We start from the raw sequence: 16230 nt of genomic DNA, 5'->3' as shown, positions 1-16230 counted from the left end.
CGATCGACCTGTTCTTGAGTGTAGGTGGCAAATTCAGCTTGGGCTGCTTTCACTTTTTGAATTAGGACTTCTAATTCATCTAAGTTGGTAACTTTCATGTTGTTTTTCCTGATCTTTATTTCGGGGAAATGATTGCCTCAATCTTTGATTGGTAGGGAACCTGCAGATCAACGTCGATAATTTCCCGATTGTTTGTGACTTGTGAACGCGGTCTTTTAATTATTATATACCGCTAGCTCCGATCGCATTGACCCCGCGACTGCGAAAAAGATCAACTGTTTGTTGCACGAGTTCCGGTGAAGCTGGAGGTGTATCTTTGAGTTTGTAATCCAGTTTTAATTGTTCCCATTTGTATTCTCCCATTTTATGAAATGGTAATACTTCTACTTTTTCCACATTGTTCAGAGTGGCAATAAAGTCCGCTAGTTTTTCTATGTTTTCGATGTCATCTGTGAGGTGAGGAACTAGAACAAAGCGAATCCACGTCGGTTTGCCAATTTCGCTGAGATATTTTGCCATTGCTAAAGTAGGCTCGATGGAAACGTTGGTGACTTTGTAATACAGTTCGGGAATGTAGGATTTGATGTCCAACAAAACCAGATCGGTCATTTCCAGAACCGGTTTAGCCACTTCTAAAACACAGAACCCTGATGTGTCCAGCGCTGTATGCAAGCCCATTTGATGACAGCGGGTAAAGATTTCTCTGACAAAATCTGGCTGCATCAACGGTTCGCCACCGCTGACTGTAACGCCTCCTTTCCGCAGGTATGATTTACATTTGGTAATTTGATCGATTAAATAATCGACGGTTACTTCTTTACCATCGTGGGAACTGCGACAGTCGGGATTGTGACAGTAAAGACAGCGTAAAGGACAGCCTTGGGTGAAGACGATAAACCGGATTCCGGGGCCGTCTACGGTACCAAAAGTTTCGATTGAATGAATGCGACCAATTCCAGACATTTAATTTGCTGTTTGTGGGGATGTTGAGAGTAGGGATGAGCGGGAGGGCGGGGTTAACAATAGCCGGAAAAGTTTCGGAGCTCTTGTTTATAGCCGAGACTCGCTCCCCCTGGCATCTCCCTTAAGAAGGGGGATTTTCAGACTTTCCGGTTCTCCCTTTCTTAAGGCTAGGGGGGATTGAGCTTAATTGTTTAACAGCTTGTTCATTCCCCCTCTGTTCGGATGAAAGTTTGACTTTTGAGCGGTTGAAACCGCCGAGTTTTTTCTGCTGGGATTTAGACGCGTTCGTGGAAAGTCCGTTTAATCACATCTAATTGCTGTTCGCGGGTAAGTTTGATGAAATTAACCGCATAACCGGAGACGCGAATTGTTAGCTGGGGATAGTTTTCTGGATGTTCCATCGCATCTAGTAATGTTTGCCGATCGAGCGCGTTAACATTGATGTGATGGCCGCCATCGTGGAAGTAACCGTCTATAAGACTAACTAGGTTGTTAGTCCGATCGCTCTCCATTCTGCCCAAGGCCTGCGGTAGAATCGAAAAAGTATTCGATATGCCATCCTGACAATCACTGTAAGGCAGTTTTGCTACAGAAGATAAGGATGCGATCGCCCCACAGGAATCTCGGCCGTGCATCGGGTTAGCACCGGGAGCAAAGGGTTCGCCTGCTTTACGTCCGTCGGGAGTGCTACCAGTTTTTTTGCCGTAAACTACGTTAGAAGTAATCGTGAGTACCGATTGAGTCGCTACAGCGCCACGGTAGGTTTTGTGCTGGCGAATTTCGTTCATGAAGCTTTGCACAAGTTCGATCGCCACACTGTCTACGCGATCGTCATTATTGCCGTATTTTGGATATTCTCCTTCGATCGAGTAATCTACGGCCAAACCTTGCTCGTTGCGAATCACCTTAACTTTCGCGTTTTTAATCGCCGACAGGGAATCTGCCACCACGGACAATCCCGCAATTCCGCAGGCCATTGTCCGGTAAACATCGCGATCGTGCAATGCCATTTCCAGGCGTTCGTAGCAGTATTTGTCGTGCATATAGTGAATGACATTCAACGTATTGATATACGTTTTTGCCAACCACGCCATCATGTCGTGGAACCGCGCTCTTACCTCGTCATAATCGAGATATTCGGTAGTAATCGCTGGGAACTGCGGCGCGATTTGGTCGCCGGACTTCTCATCTTTACCGCCGTTAATCGCATAGAGCAAAGTCTTAGCTAAGTTAACTCGCGCGCCGAAAAACTGCATTTGCTTGCCAATTCGCATCGCGGAGACACAACAGGCGATCGCGTAATCATCGCCGTATTGAGGACGCATCAAGTCGTCGTTTTCGTACTGAATAGAACTCGTGTCGCTGGATACCTTCGCACAGAATTGTTTGAAGTTGTCCGGCAAGTTTTCCGACCACAAAATGGTGAGATTTGGTTCGGGTGCAGTACCGAGGTTTGACAGGGTGTGTAAGAATCGGAAACTGTTACGAGTTACCAATGTTCTACCGTCATCGCTGATACCGCCGATCGCCTCTGTTACCCAAGTTGGATCGCCAGAAAACAGAGCGTTATAGTCGGGAGTTCGCAAAAACCGCACCATGCGGAGTTTCATTACAAAATGGTCGATCAGTTCTTGCAATTCCACTTCGGAACTCGCGCCACTTTGCAAATCGCGCTCGAAATAAATGTCTAAAAACGTCGATACGCGACCGAGAGACATCGCTGCCCCGTTTTGTTCTTTCACTGCTCCCAAGTAGCCAAAATACACCCACTGGACAGCTTCTCGTGCATTTGCTGCCGGACGGCCAATATCAAAGCCGTAGCTAGCCGCCATTTCTTTTAACTCAAACAATGCCCGAATTTGCTCGGATAACTCTTCGCGCAAACGAATTGTTGCCTCGTCCATCGCGTCTAGTTCGAGTGATTCTTGCTGTGTTTTTTTATCATCAATTAGGCGATCGACACCGTACAAAGCAACGCGCCGATAGTCACCGATGATCCGCCCGCGTCCATAGGCATCGGGCAAACCTGTGATGATACCAGAACGTCTCGCCAGACGCATCGAGCGCGTGTAGACATCGAATACACCATCGTTATGAGTTTTGCGATATTTCGTAAATATTTCTTCAGTTTGCCGATCGAGCTGATAGCCGTAAGCTTCTAAACCTGCCTTGACCACGCGAATCCCGCCAAAGGGCATAATCGCGCGTTTCAAAGGTCGATCGGTTTGCAAACCTACTATTTGTTCTAAGTTGTGATCGATGTATCCTGCTGCATGAGCGGTGATGGATGTGGGAACTTTTGTATCAACATCCAATACACCTTTTTCGCGCTCTTGCTTCATTAGTTCCAGAACTTTTTGCCAAAGCTGCTGGGTTTTTTCTGTTGGTGCTGCGAGAAATTCTGCATTCCCTTCGTAGGGGGTGTAATTCTTTTGGATGAAGTCTCTGACGTTGACTTCCTTTGTCCAGTTGCCTTCAGTAAAGCCGTGCCATTGTACTAACATAGCTTCCTTTCACCTCAATCTTTTGTTAGCGATAGACTTTTTATTTTTCTACCGCTATATCTACTATATATTTAATCTCAATATTTTCAATAGCCTGTTCGCTATTTGTTACAAAAATTGACTTGCTAATTCGGTGGGAAGAATTAAGATAGATAGTAGGCAGAACATCCTCGTGAATTGTTGATGAAGCTCTGACCAAAGAGGTTTCCGAACTAACACTTTGACAACCGAAATGTTGTTTAAGGTTGAGTAGGTCGGAAACGCGCAATGAGATTTTTTTTGTCAGGAACCGCGAACACCGGAAGAAGATGAAGAAAAAGCAGAAAACAAGTAGAAAAAGAGTTCGGATTGGATGCGGTAATTGTTATCGAAAGCAGATCAATATTAATTGCTGATTAATTGAAGTAGGGTATTATGCAGATAAATTTAAGAAATCAAAGCACTGCGAGCGATCCGGCTCACGATATTTGGAAAGAACAGCGTCATCCGCTCGATCGGATTTTTAGGCCTCGCTCCGTGGCTGTAATCGGCGCAACAGAGAGAGAAGGAAGCGTCGGACGTACTCTCCTGTGGAACTTGATTCGGAATCCGTTTGGCGGCACAGTTTTTCCCGTGAATCCGCAGCGCCGCAGCGTCTTAGGGCTCAAGTCTTATCCTGACATTGCTAGTGTCCCGGAAGTAGTGGATCTGGCGGTGATTGCTACGCCTGCGGCTGGGGTGCCGCAAGTGATCCGCGAATGTATCGCTGCTGGGGTGAAAGGGGCAATTATTGTTTCTGCTGGCTTTAAAGAGATTGGTGCTGCTGGGGAGGCTTTAGAACAGCAAGTTATGGCCGAGGCGCGTCTGGGCGGAATGCGGATTATCGGCCCAAATTGCCTCGGCGTGATGAATCCCGTGCTTGGACTCAATGCTACTTTTGCGGGTACGATCGCCCGTCCGGGTAATGTCGCCTTCATCAGTCAAAGCGGCGCCCTCTGTACTTCGATCCTAGACTGGAGTTTGGGGGAAAATGTCGGTTTTAGCGCCTTTGTATCGATCGGCTCTATGCTCGATGTCGGTTGGGGCGATCTGATCGAGTATTTCGGGGACGATCCTCATACTCACAGTATCGTTTTGTACATGGAATCTATGGGTGATGCTCGTTCGTTCCTGTCCGCCGCCCGCCCAGTGGCGATCGACAAACCGATCATCATTCTCAAGGTAGGACGTACCGCCGCCGCCGCCCAAGCCGCCGCTTCCCATACGGGAGCTTTGACCGGTAGCGATGACGTGCTTAACGCTGCTTTCCGCCGCTGTGGCGCTTTGCGCGTACATACGATTTCCGATTTGTTCGACATGGCAGAAATTCTTGCCAAGCAACCGCGACCGCAGGGCAACCGCCTATCGATCGTCACCAATGCCGGAGGCCCAGGGGCGATCGCCACTGATGCCTTAATTAGCGACGGCGGTGCGCTGGCAGATCTGGCACCGGAGACGCTGCAGCAGCTTGATGAGTTTTTGCCCCCTCAGTGGAGTCATCACAACCCGATCGACATTTTGGGCGATGCTAGTAGCGATCGTTACGCCAAAACTCTAGAAGTGGTCGCTCCCGATCCCAATAGTGACGGATTGCTGGTCATCCTGACGCCACAAGCGATGACAAATCCCACCCAAACCGCAGAAAAACTCAAGTCTTACAGCAAACTCCGAAAGCCCTTATTAGCAAGCTGGATGGGCGGTGTGGAAGTGTCAGCGGGAACGCAAATTCTCAATCAGGCAAATATTCCGACTTTCCCTTATCCCGATACCGCCGTCAGGTTATTCAACTATATGTGGCGGTACACATACAACCTGCGTGCTATCTACGAAACGCCTTCTCTCTCGGCTGATTCCGATCTCTGGAGTCCAGATCGATCGGCGGCCGCAAATATTGTGACTTCTGCACGCAAAAACGATCGCCGTCTGTTAACAGAATACGAATCAAAGCAGTTGCTCGCAGCTTATGGGATTCCCACCATAGCGACAGAAATTGCAACGAGTGCGGCCGAAGCTGTGGCAATTGCCGATCGCCTCGGTTATCCAGTGGTGCTAAAACTCCATTCTGAGACGATTACTCACAAAACCGATGTGGGGGGCGTAAAACTAAATTTAGGCGATGCTAAGGCTGTAATTAGTGCCTTTGAGGCGATCGCGCAGCGGGTACGGGCGATCGACCCGGCAGCGTTTCTCGGCGTGACAGTGCAGCCGATGGTGCATTTGGAAGGCTATGAACTAATTTTGGGTAGCAGTATTGACCCACAATTTGGGCCGGTGATGCTGTTTGGTTCCGGCGGACAATTAGTGGAAGTCTTTCAAGATCGATCGCTAGCACTTCCGCCTTTAAATACCACCCTAGCGCGGCGGATGATGGAGCAAACGCGCATCTATAAAGCTTTGCAAGGAGTGCGCGGTCGATCGGCAATTGACATAGTACAACTCGAACAGTTATTAGTTCGTTTTAGTCAACTGATTGTAGAGCAACCTCAAATTGCCGAGATTGATATTAATCCGCTGTTGGTTTCTCCTGAAGGTGCGATCGCTCTTGATGCCCGTGTTGTTCTCCAAACAACGGAAAACGCCATTTCACCCGCGATTCGCCCCTATCCTACGCAATATGTTCAAACCTGGTCAACTAACGGCGATCGTCCCATCACGATCCGTCCGATTCGTCCAGAAGATGAGCCGCTGATGGTGCTGTTCCACGAAGAACTTTCGGAAGAGAGCGTCTATTTGCGCTACGCTCACATGGTAAAGTTAAAGCACCGCATCGCTCACGAACGTTTGACCCGGATTTGTTTTATTGACTACGATCGGGAAATGCTGTTAGTAGCCGATCGTCAAGACCCGGAAACCTCAGAACACCGGATTTTGGGAGTAGCGCGTCTTAGCAAACTCCACGGCAAAAACGAAGCCGAATTTGCCCTCATCGTTAGCGATAGCTATCAGCAGCACGGTTTGGGAACAGAATTATTGAGGCGGCTGCTCCAAATTGGTCAGGAAGAGAAATTAGAGGCGATCGTCGGCTACATTCTCAATAGCAACTACAAGATGCAGAGCCTCTGTAAAAAACTAGGATTTGAACTCCAACCAGACCGAAGCGAAGGAATGTTGAAAGCTGTTTTTGTCTGCTAATAGCAAGTTGGGTTAAATAATTCTCATTTAAAAGTGCTCACTACAAACTTTATAGGTTGGTAGTGAGCACTGTAGTCCTCAAACTAAGATGCTACTAAGCTGCAGCAAAATTTGCTGCTGCAAAATCCCAGTTAGCCAAATTATCTAAGAAATTAGTAATGTAGTCGGGACGGCGGTTTTGGAAATCCAAATAATAAGCGTGTTCCCACACATCCAAAGTCAGCAACGGAGTTTGCCCGTGTGCAACCGGGGTGTCAGCGTTAGCAGTTTTGGTGACTTTCAAAGTACCGTTGTCTAAAACTAGCCAAGCCCAGCCGCTACCGAACTGAGTTGTCGCAGCAGTCTTGAATTCTTCTTTGAATTTGTCGAAGCTGCCGAAGTCAGTGTTAATTTTGTCAGCTAAAGCTCCTGTCGGAGTGCCGCCGCCGCCCGGTTTGAGAGAATTCCAGAAAAAATTGTGGTTCCAAACTTGACCTGCATTGTTGAAAATGCCGGCTTTGGATGGGTCTTTAGCAGATTCCTTGACAATTTCTTCAAGGGATTTGCTCGCCATTTCCGTTCCTTCAATCAGTTTGTTGAGATTGGTCACGTAAGCAGCGTGGTGCTTGTCGTGGTGGAACGAAAACGTGTTGGCCGACATATGAGCTGGTTCTAGGGCGTCAGCGGCGAAGGGTAATGGTGCAAGTTCAAATGCCATGGTGTTCAATCCTCTCTGGATTACATTGGGTTTTTGGGTTGACTTTCCGGCTTTTGTATGATTAAAGCCGAGAGTCACTAGCTTGAGTTTATCAAGCTGTGGTAAATAATTCTTTACAATTTTCATATTTTATAGCAGTTGCAGCATTTCAGCATTCATAGTTCTATTTTTTAGATATCAAAGCTACTTATTGCCGGCTTGACATTTAGCATAAACTATTACTAAATGTCAAGCCACCTGAGAGGCAAATAAAAGTGTGTGTGAAATTGTCAACCGATAGAAATTTTATGAGACTGATAAAGAGATTAAACCTGTAAATTATCAAAGATTAACCTAAGTTCAATTAAGCTGTAAGAAAGTCAAACAAGTTGCAGGAGCTGTCAATGGAAAAGCGTTTAAACAACTCGTCCAGTCACCCCCCTCAATGGTTGAATCTGCAATTAATCGTCGCTGGTCTGGAAACAGTCCAAGACTTAATTGTCATTTCTCTATGTATTGGCTTGTTTTGTTTCATGGTGCTAGAACTCCGAGAAATGTTTTTCTCGCTGCTACCTCCTTTGAATTTCCATGAAGTCACTGCCGATATTTTATTTCTATTAGTTTTAGTGGAATTATTTCGCTTGCTAATTATTTACTTGCAAGAACAAAGAGTTTCGATCGGCGTAGCTGTGGAAGTTTGTATTGTATCAGTTTTGCGAGAAGTGATAGTGCGGGGAGTGCTGGAAACTCCCTGGGTTCAAATATTATCAACAGGCGCTTTTTTGCTGGTTTTGGGGGTGTTGTTGGTAGTCCGAGTTTGGTTGCCACCAACCTTCGAGGGAATTGACCCGGAACGCCGCCTTGCAAGCAGAAATAGAAAATTTTCCGATCCGGAATCTTTTTCGGAGCCTGTGGCAGTCAATAGCAAGTTTAATTCTCACTGAGAATGGCGACACAGCCGATTTTAGATTTTAGATTGACAACTGTAGTGAGGACTAAAATCCTCTGAAAATACAGAGGACTTTAGTCCTCACTACAAATACAAGCTTCATCAGCCATGCCCAATTATTAAAATCTAAAATCTAAAATCTAAACTCTAAAATGGTATTACCCGTTAGCCTGCAATTCCCCCAAACGAGCCAACACTTCTTTAGAGTGAATCGACGGATTAATCTTCACAAAAGTTTCGCGCAAAATGCCTTCAGGGTCAATAATAAAACTGTGGCGCGCCGAGATAAAACTCATCCAAGAACCGTAAGCTTTACTCACTTTACCGTCGGTATCAGCTAACAGCGGAAATTTCAAACCTTCGGAATCGCAAAATTCCGCATGAGAATCGACATCATCCGCGCTAATGCCGATAATTTGAGTATTCTTTGCCAAGTATTTCGGCAAGTCTTGCTGAAATCTCCGCGCTTCGATCGTACATCCCGAAGTAAAGTCTTTCGGATAAAAATAGACTACCAGCCACTTACCGCGATAATCGGACAGGGACACTTGTCCGTCGCCGCTGTTTGTCGGCAAACTAAAATCCGGTGCGGCTTCATTCAGCGTCGGAAGCTTGCCACCGAGGGCAAATGCAGGTGTGGCAAAATTGAAACTTAGAACAACTAGACAAATTGCCAATAAAGTGCTAAAAAACTTGCGGCGAGACATCATAAATTTAGAAGTAGAACTGTACTTAACACAAGTTTACATTTTTCTGATTAAATGAGTAGGGGCAATTCGCGGATTGCTTCTAAAACCCCCATATCACTCACTCAAATAGTAATTTACCCATGAGCGCTGCACTCCCGTTAACAGGCAAAGCTATAGTAGTCCAGGTAATTAACGGTCAACCCGTTGTGATCGAAGTAGACGGCACTAATGCCCCGATTACTGGAGGAAATTTTGTTGACTTAGTTGAACGTGGCATTTACGACGGGGTGATGTTTCACCGAGTTGTGCGTCAGCCAGATCCTTTTGTGGTGCAAGGAGGCGATCCGCGCAGCAGAGATACTACAATTCCCGCCAGTCAATTGGGAACGGGTAGTTTTATTGACCCGGATACCAATCAGCCGCGTTTTATCCCTTTGGAAATCAAGCCGCAAGGGGCCGTGCAACCTGTTTACAACCAAATTGTAACCCAGACGCCGCAGTTGCAGCATAATCGAGGGGCTGTGGCAATGGCTCGTTCTAATGCTTTAGATTCGGCTTCTTCGCAGTTTTATTTTGCTTTGGATGAGTTGCCATTTTTGGACGGTAGTTATGCTGTTTTCGGCAACGTTATTGGAGGTTTTGAAACGGTGAATGCGGTGCAGCAGGGCGATCGCATTTCAACTGCAAAAGTCGTTGGAGGAATCGTCCCCAGTCGGGTTTCTAGCATCGTTAGCGATGTTGATTTCCTCAACGATTCCATTAACCTTACCAATTTGGCAAATCTGCCTTTGCGACCCCTCAGATTGGCCAACACCCCGAACAACTATCAAATCACTTCCCAAGACTATGAGCAAAATCCCGGCGGTGTAGTGGGAGGTAGCGCAAACGATCGCATCCTCGGTGAACCCACGGGTGATGGAATTAACGGCAGCCAAGGCAACGATACCCTCACGGGCGAAGCAGGCGACGACTTTCTCAGAGGTGGCAAAGGTAACGATTCCATTAGCGGCGGTGTTGACAACGATATTATCAACGGAAATCTTGGCGACGATAATCTCAATGGTGATGCTGGTAACGACTTTTTGCGAGGTGGCAGAGGAAAGGATGTTTTAATCGGCGGCGATGGTAACGATGTTTTAATCGGCGATGTTGACAGCGATACTCTCACTGGTGGCGCAGGTGCAGATACTTTTGTTCGGGTTACGGGTGAAATTCTGGAGTTGGATGGGACGAGCGATATAATTCTTGATTTTAGGCCGGGAGATGGCGATCGTATTGGCTTAACCAGCCCTTTATCCAACACCTCATTCACCCAATCAGGCAGCAACACACTCATTCAATTTGGAGGAGCTACTTTGGCTGTGGTTCAAAATGCCGCTCCTGCAGCAGTTCAAAATGCTGCTTTTGAAATTAACTTTTCTTCTGCTTACGTTGCCGATAGCTTGCCTTCCAGAGACGCCGCCTTGAGTATTGGCTAACTCTAACAAGACTGAGGTAATAATCATAGGTGTAGGGTGCTCTTCGGTACATATTACCTGATTATCAATTGGCAATTGCCAATTGATAATTATCAAATTAAACTAACACCATAGCTTTGTAATTTGAGAAACTGCCTCTTGATAAGAATCCATTCTCCCCTGCTTCTTAAAAAGCTCTGCCGCCTTCTGGAAATCCTCAAATGCTCCCTGAACCTCTCTCAGTTTATATCTAGTTACTCCTCGGTTGAAGTAAGCTTTAGCAAAATCGCTATCGAGGCGAATTGCTGACTCAAAATCAGCTAGCGCTGCTAGGGAATTCTCCATTTGCAGGCGGATAGCACCTCGGTTAAAATAAGATTGAGCTAGATTAGGGTTGAGCAGGAGTGCCGAGGTGTAATCTGCGATCGCCGCAGTATAATCTTTTAAACGAGTCAGCATAAACCCCCGATTGCTGTAATACTTGGCTCGGTAAGGATTGAGTTCGATGGCTGTAGTTAAATCTTCGACGGCAGCCTGTTTGTTGCCTAATTTGTAGTGGGCCATACCTCGATCGTTGTAAGCTGACGCGAATTGTGGATTAATATTAATTGTGGCAGTAAAATTTTTAATAGCACCGTGCAAGTCTTGTTGTTCGATATTTTTTAAACCCTTGGTGTAAAACTTTTTGGTAATAACTTTTAAATTTGCTTCTTGTCGGGATTCAGCTTGCTCCCCCGAAAATACGCCAGCAATATTAGTGAATCCCAAAGATTCGATCGAATTGAAAATAGTTGTGACAACTAATTGGGTTGGGAAAAGGGGGATAGTAGGCATGGGAGAAGTGCTGTTCAACTGTATGCTTTTATTTTCCTCCATAGCTGAGCTATTGACAGTGATATCCGTAGTCTTAGGAACGTGATAAGTTTGATGAGATTGGGTGATGCTGGGGCTTGAGTTGTGTGATGAAAGTTGGGCTGAGTTAGTGATGCCGATCGCAATTAACAAAAATTGCGTCTAGAATCCTTTAAATATAAGGCTTGTAGGCTAGAGGAGCGGTTTCTTGATTCCCCTATTGAGGAGTTTATACCAGGATTGTTTGCAGATATGCCCCTGGGGGAGCGATCGCAACTGCCTGCGGCAAGTATTACTTTGTAGCGATATTGCACTGGCAAATCCCGATCGAACTTGGGGTTATCTCATACCAGGTTTTTAGGATAAAAATTAGTTTGGCAGCGAGGCATTTGTGAAGCAACCGGGTTTCTACCTCAAAGCGCGTCTAAGACTGGCTAAGTTAAGTTTGTACCCGCGCCAACCCTGATTAACCTTTCACTACACTAATATTTTTGAGTAATCTTGCTGAGGAAAGTTGCAGATTATTTGCTATGCTTGGATTAAACATCAATAATTAATGGCGCAAATTAGTGTCAATGAAAAGAGTTATGAGGTTGAAAACTTTCTTCGCTGCATTGGGGGCGATCGTCCTGTTCACTCTCTACTTAAGTCCTCCTGTTATGGCCGCGAATGGGGAGGATGTGAGTCACCTATTAAAAGATAATTGGTGCGTCAGCTTTCTGTGGAAGCAATGCGATTTGAGCGCTGTCGATTTGCGGGGAGCTAATCTCCAAGAAGCTAATTTGTCCGGCGCTAATTTGTCCGGTGCTAATTTGTCCGGTGCTAACTTAAAAAATGCGGATCTTTCTGACGCAGATCTCAGTGGCGCTAATTTAGCAAATGCTGATATTTTAGGCACGGATCTCAGTCGAGCCAATTTGACAGAAGCTAATTTCAACGGCACGAAGTTGTGGGATGCTAATCTGACTTTGGCAAATCTGAGCCACGCCAATTTACAAGATGCTAATGTCTTAGATTCTCGACTTTGGGGAAGCAATCTCACCGAAGCTAATTTAACGGATGCGACGCTGCACGGTGCTGACTTGCAATATGCTAATTTGGCCGACACTAATTTAACAGGTGCTGACTTGCACAGCTTCTTTTTCCGAGGTTCCAAACAAGTCACAAATTTGAGCAATGCTAATTTAGAAGGCGCTATTTTAACTGGCGCAAATCTCAGAGGTGCGGTGCTGGCAGGGGCAATAATGCCGGACGGGTCTATTAATGAAGAAAGTGGCTTTAATTTACAGTAGAGTAAAATTAAAGTGTGCTTGAATAATTTCAACAACAGGCTTTCGGGCCGATTTCGCAGTCAATGAATTATCTGGTGCAATAGGCTGCGCCCGTTGAACAGCTTGTTGAGGATGCTGTCAAAATATCAATTTAAACCAGGGTGCGATCGACCTTTTAACTCCCAAGCTGCGCCCATTGCCAAAAGCTTTTTGAGGATGCTGTCAAGATATCAATTTAAACCAGGGTGCGATCGACCTTTTAACTCCCAACCAGTAAATATCGCTAAAATCTTAAGTCTCAAACCGAACCTGCGCGCATCTGTTACAATTTTCAACAAAGCCAGAACAGCCCCGAAGCTGAAGTCACCTGCCTAGAGATACAAGCCCCCGCCAGGAGTCGTCAAAAGCAAAAAAAATATTAGATATTTAGTTTAAGCTCCCAGATTCATCTGTAGAGGCTCTCTAAAATATAAAATCGACTGGGGAGTCAATCTAAAATCTAAAATCTAAAATCTAAAATCTAAAATCGATCTGCTGTAGAGTCAATCTAAAATCTAAAATCTAAAATCGACTGATGGAAACCCTGCAAACTCAACTTTACGAAGTCGCACAATTTGCTAATAATTTAGTAAATACTCAACTAACAAACCTCAGTTTAGTCAGCGTCGGAGTCATCTTTCTGGCAGGGTTGCTAACGAGCTTAACGCCCTGTATGCTTTCAATGTTGCCGATCACGATCGGCTACATCGGTGGATACGAAGCAAAAAGTCGCCTGCAAGCCGCAGCCCAGTCTGCGTGGTTTTCCCTGGGATTAGCCACCACCCTTGCGGGTTTAGGTATTTTAGCATCATTTGCCGGACAAGTTTACGGCAAAATTGGCCTGGGTTTGCCAATTCTTGTCAGCATTATTGCTATTCTAATGGGGCTGAATTTACTCGAAGCTTTACCCTTACAAATGCCGTCTTTCGACGCTGTGGGGTGGGTGCCGAAAGATTTGCCTGCGGGCGTGCGATCGTACTTATTGGGCTTAACTTTTGGTTTGGTAGCGTCTCCCTGCAGCACGCCGGTTTTAGCTACACTCTTAGCTTGGGTTTCCAAAACGGGAGATACAGTTTTAGGTGGTGTGTTGCTGCTGTTTTACGCTGCTGGCTACGTCGCTCCGCTAATAATAGCAGGTACTTTTACTGCCAGCATTAAAAAGTTGTTAGAATTACGTCGGTGGTCGAGTTGGATTACGCCTGTTAGCGGCGTTTTGCTGGTAGGATTTGGCGTTTTCTCTCTGCTTTCCCGCATCCTTCCCGCTTAAGTTTAGTAGTAAGGAGTTCAGTCTTTATTTAAAAATATAGCAATCTCTATTGAATGCGTGAATAAATTTTTTTTAAGAAACCGCGAAGACGCGAAGAACACGAAGGAATAAAGAAAAGAGAAAGGCTTCAAAATTGATTGATTATTTTTCAATAAAAATAATATTTTTTTCATATTTTGTTGTTCTCTCATTTCTCTTCCTTCTCCCTTCTTCGAGCCGTTACATCCGTTACACAATCCGTTGCCGAACTTCCTTCATAATTACCAATGACATCAAAAGAAGTATTTCTATCAAAGCTTTCAAACTGGGCGACTGCCCCTCAAAGGTTTTTCAAGCGAGAAATCTTGCCGGTGCTAGCAGATTTGCGGCTGGCAATTATCTTGCTGCTGACGATCGCATTTTTCAGCATTTCCGGCACCGTCATCGAACAAGGCCAATCAGTACCCTTTTACCAATCTAACTATCCAGAACACCCCGCTTTGTTCGGCTTTCTAACTTGGAAAGTTGTGCTAATTGCAGGGCTAGACCACGTATACCGGACTTGGTGGTTTTTGTCAATCCTAATTTTGTTCGGCAGCAGCTTAACAGCTTGTACATTTACCCGACAATTTCCCGCATTAAAAGCCGCCCGCCGCTGGAAATTTTATGAAGAACCAAAGCAGTTTGAAAAATTAGCTCTCAGTGCTGAGTTAGAAACAGTTACTTTAAGTTCGTTAGAACCACTTTTGCACCAAAAAAACTACCGCATATTTCGAGAAGGCGAAAAAATTTATGCTCGCAAGGGAATAATTGGTAAAATCGGCCCGATTATTGTTCACGCCAGTATGCTAATTATTTTAGCTGGGTCGATATGGGGCGCAATGACGGGATTTCTCGGTCAAGAAATTGTTCCCAGCGGCGAAACATTTCAGGTGCAGAATATCTTGGATGCAGGGCCTTGGGCCGGGCCACAAATACCAAAGGATTGGTCGATGCGAGTTAATCGATTCTGGATTGATTATACTCCCGAAGGCGGAATAGACCAATTTTACTCTGACCTCTCAGTTTTGGACAAAACAGGCCAAGAGGTCGATCGCAAAACCATTCACGTTAACGAGCCCCTCAGATACCGGGGAGTCACATTTTATCAAGCAGATTGGGCAATAGCCGCCGTGCGAGTTCGCCTCAACAAAAGCCCGGTTTTACAATTACCAATGGCTCAGCTAGATACTCAAGGTAAAGGTCGAATTTGGGGTGCTTGGATTCCGACAAAACCAGATTTGAGTGCGGGAGTTTCTCTGCTAGCAAAAGACTTGCAAGGAACGATGTTAGTGTACGGTACGGATGGCAAATTGTTAACTACGGTTCGCGCAGGAACGGCGGTTGAAGTTAACGGAGTCATGCTGACAATTGACGAAGTTGTAGGCAGTACGGGATTGCAAATTAAAGCTGATCCGGGCATTCCGATCGTTTATACTGGCTTCGGGTTGCTGATGCTGAGCGTGCTGATGAGCTATCTGTCTCACTCCCAGATTTGGGCTTTGGAAAAAAACGGCAAACTATACATCGGCGGGCGTACGAATCGTGCTCAGGTAAGTTTTGAAAGAGAAGTTGTGGAGATTTTGGACAAGTTGGCAGAATTGAAAACAGCAGAAGAAAAAAGTGCGATTGCCCCGACTTCTGTTGCAAGTCAAAGCTAAACGTAGGGTGCGCTAGCCGCACCTTACGCCAAGGATAAATATCAAAAAGATTAGTTGAGTTTGTAGCGTGCGCGTTGCCAAATATGTCGAGGTGGTTAATGTGAAGCTGAGAAAAACCATACAACCGCTATTTCACGTTCAGATTTTTCAAATTTCAAGTAATGAAAATTGCTATACGGAGGTTTTCGTTTCAAAATCAAAAACCTGAAACGCCAGTCAACCTGTACTCTCCGGTGGGCGACAAACTCAACCGATGCCGAGTGTACACCCTAAAAACTACGAGATTTTAAGCGTGTGAACGACTTTTTGACTGTATTGAGAGGGCTGCCCTGACGCACCCTACAATTAGTTACTAATTTTATTAATCATCCTATTTCTTAAAACTATTGTGGGGTGCGCTTCGACGCCGCCCCACAATTAAATCTCACTGCCACAACAGCTTAATACCTACCCTACTTCTGGTGCGACACCTCAATCACTGTGTGGACATTCCCCCGCGGCGAAAAATCGCCTTTAATCGTCGCTTCCAGCGGCGCGCAAGCGGCCACAAAATCGTCTAAAATTTGATTGATCGATTCTTCGTGAGAAATGTAGCGATCACGATAACTGTTAACGTACAGTTTCAGCGCCTTTAACTCTACCACCCGCTCGTCGGGCACATAAGTAACGTGAATTGTCGCAAAATCTGGATAGCCAGAAAATGGACACTTGCAAGTAAACTCCGGCAAAGTAAT

13 protein-coding genes are annotated in these 16230 nt (G+C 45.6%); 7 read left to right on the top strand and 6 right to left on the bottom strand.

Annotation, left to right across the window (positions count from 1 at the left end; all coding sequences use genetic code 11):
* Positions 1–222: 222 nt before the first annotated feature.
* Together pflA and pflB are read right to left on the bottom strand one after the other, a co-directional pair.
* Positions 223–963, bottom strand: coding sequence for a pyruvate formate-lyase-activating protein (gene pflA, locus QUA38_RS19820; protein ID WP_333164767.1), 741 nt, complete (start codon positions 961–963; stop codon positions 223–225).
* Between the two features lie 275 nt (positions 964–1238).
* Entirely contained in the window at positions 1239–3467 is a 2229-nt protein-coding gene (gene pflB / locus QUA38_RS19815; RefSeq protein WP_333164765.1) for a formate C-acetyltransferase, read from the bottom strand.
* Between the two features lie 414 nt (positions 3468–3881).
* Here pflB and QUA38_RS19810 point away from each other — a divergent pair, with 414 nt between their 5' ends.
* On the top strand, positions 3882–6617 hold the full coding sequence (locus tag QUA38_RS19810; protein WP_333164762.1) for a bifunctional acetate--CoA ligase family protein/GNAT family N-acetyltransferase: 2736 nt from the start codon (positions 3882–3884) through the stop codon (positions 6615–6617).
* 94 nt (positions 6618–6711) lie between these two features.
* On the opposite strand, the gene QUA38_RS19805 is transcribed toward QUA38_RS19810, so the two are convergent.
* Positions 6712–7314: a superoxide dismutase gene (locus tag QUA38_RS19805; protein WP_333164760.1), complete on the bottom strand. Its 603-nt coding sequence runs from the start codon at positions 7312–7314 to the stop codon at positions 6712–6714.
* 383 nt (positions 7315–7697) lie between these two features.
* Here QUA38_RS19805 and QUA38_RS19800 point away from each other — a divergent pair, with 383 nt between their 5' ends.
* Positions 7698–8237 (top strand): phosphate-starvation-inducible PsiE family protein, encoded by a 540-nt coding sequence (locus QUA38_RS19800; RefSeq protein WP_333164758.1) that lies wholly within the window; start codon positions 7698–7700, stop codon positions 8235–8237.
* 163 nt (positions 8238–8400) lie between these two features.
* Here the strand turns inward: QUA38_RS19800 and QUA38_RS19795 are convergent, their stop codons facing one another.
* Positions 8401–8952: a peroxiredoxin gene (locus tag QUA38_RS19795; protein ID WP_333164756.1), complete on the bottom strand. Its 552-nt coding sequence runs from the start codon at positions 8950–8952 to the stop codon at positions 8401–8403.
* 119 nt (positions 8953–9071) lie between these two features.
* On the opposite strand from QUA38_RS19795, the gene QUA38_RS19790 reads away from it, so the two are divergent.
* Positions 9072–10409, top strand: a complete 1338-nt coding sequence (locus tag QUA38_RS19790; protein WP_333164754.1) for a peptidylprolyl isomerase — start codon at positions 9072–9074, stop codon at positions 10407–10409.
* Between the two features lie 102 nt (positions 10410–10511).
* Here QUA38_RS19790 and QUA38_RS19785 read toward each other — a convergent pair whose 3' ends face one another.
* Positions 10512–11393 carry a tetratricopeptide repeat protein gene (locus QUA38_RS19785; protein ID WP_333164753.1) on the bottom strand — a complete coding sequence of 294 codons (882 nt, stop codon included), beginning with the start codon at positions 11391–11393 and terminating at the stop codon, positions 10512–10514.
* Between the two features lie 422 nt (positions 11394–11815).
* Between QUA38_RS19785 and QUA38_RS19780 the strand changes: the two genes are divergently transcribed.
* The 4 genes from QUA38_RS19780 (at position 11816) to QUA38_RS19765 (ending at position 15496) form a co-directional block, all read left to right on the top strand.
* The gene (locus tag QUA38_RS19780; protein WP_333164751.1) at positions 11816–12532 is read left to right on the top strand and encodes a pentapeptide repeat-containing protein; all 717 of its coding nucleotides are present in this window, start codon (positions 11816–11818) and stop codon (positions 12530–12532) included.
* A gap of 111 nt (positions 12533–12643) precedes the next feature.
* Positions 12644–12886, top strand: a complete 243-nt coding sequence (locus QUA38_RS19775) for a hypothetical protein (RefSeq protein ID WP_333164749.1) — start codon at positions 12644–12646, stop codon at positions 12884–12886.
* Between the two features lie 199 nt (positions 12887–13085).
* Complete coding sequence (locus tag QUA38_RS19770) at positions 13086–13817, top strand: cytochrome c biogenesis protein CcdA (RefSeq protein WP_445305080.1); 732 nt, start codon at positions 13086–13088, stop codon at positions 13815–13817.
* A gap of 266 nt (positions 13818–14083) precedes the next feature.
* The gene (locus QUA38_RS19765) at positions 14084–15496 is read left to right on the top strand and encodes a cytochrome c biogenesis protein (protein WP_333164747.1); all 1413 of its coding nucleotides are present in this window, start codon (positions 14084–14086) and stop codon (positions 15494–15496) included.
* A gap of 452 nt (positions 15497–15948) precedes the next feature.
* Here QUA38_RS19765 and queF read toward each other — a convergent pair.
* Positions 15949–16230, bottom strand: a 282-nt coding sequence (gene queF, locus QUA38_RS19760) for a preQ(1) synthase (protein ID WP_333164745.1), incomplete at its 5' end; no start/stop codon positions are given.

Source organism: Microcoleus sp. Pol12B4 (genome assembly GCF_036701385.1).
In the GTDB taxonomy this organism is placed as follows: Bacteria; Cyanobacteriota; Cyanobacteriia; order Cyanobacteriales; family Microcoleaceae; genus Microcoleus.
Note: the sequence above shows the minus strand (reverse complement) of the source record. Positions and strands in the feature narration are given on the sequence as shown.

What these genes read in the sequence shown, in the direction of transcription:
- QUA38_RS19800 (WP_333164758.1), top strand. Translation starts at nt 7,698, where the DNA reads ATGGAAAAGCGTTTAAACAACTCGTCCAGTCACCCCCCTCAATGGTTG.
- QUA38_RS19765 (WP_333164747.1), top strand. Translation starts at nt 14,084, where the DNA reads ATGACATCAAAAGAAGTATTTCTATCAAAGCTTTCAAACTGGGCGACT.
- QUA38_RS19795 (WP_333164756.1), bottom strand. Translation starts at nt 8,952, where the DNA reads ATGATGTCTCGCCGCAAGTTTTTTAGCACTTTATTGGCAATTTGTCTA.
- QUA38_RS19810 (WP_333164762.1), top strand. Translation starts at nt 3,882, where the DNA reads ATGCAGATAAATTTAAGAAATCAAAGCACTGCGAGCGATCCGGCTCAC.
- QUA38_RS19770 (WP_445305080.1), top strand. Translation starts at nt 13,086, where the DNA reads ATGGAAACCCTGCAAACTCAACTTTACGAAGTCGCACAATTTGCTAAT.
- QUA38_RS19775 (WP_333164749.1), top strand. Translation starts at nt 12,644, where the DNA reads ATGCTGTCAAAATATCAATTTAAACCAGGGTGCGATCGACCTTTTAAC.
- QUA38_RS19780 (WP_333164751.1), top strand. Translation starts at nt 11,816, where the DNA reads ATGAAAAGAGTTATGAGGTTGAAAACTTTCTTCGCTGCATTGGGGGCG.
- QUA38_RS19790 (WP_333164754.1), top strand. Translation starts at nt 9,072, where the DNA reads ATGAGCGCTGCACTCCCGTTAACAGGCAAAGCTATAGTAGTCCAGGTA.
- pflB (WP_333164765.1), bottom strand. Translation starts at nt 3,467, where the DNA reads ATGTTAGTACAATGGCACGGCTTTACTGAAGGCAACTGGACAAAGGAA.
- QUA38_RS19805 (WP_333164760.1), bottom strand. Translation starts at nt 7,314, where the DNA reads ATGGCATTTGAACTTGCACCATTACCCTTCGCCGCTGACGCCCTAGAA.
- pflA (WP_333164767.1), bottom strand. Translation starts at nt 963, where the DNA reads ATGTCTGGAATTGGTCGCATTCATTCAATCGAAACTTTTGGTACCGTA.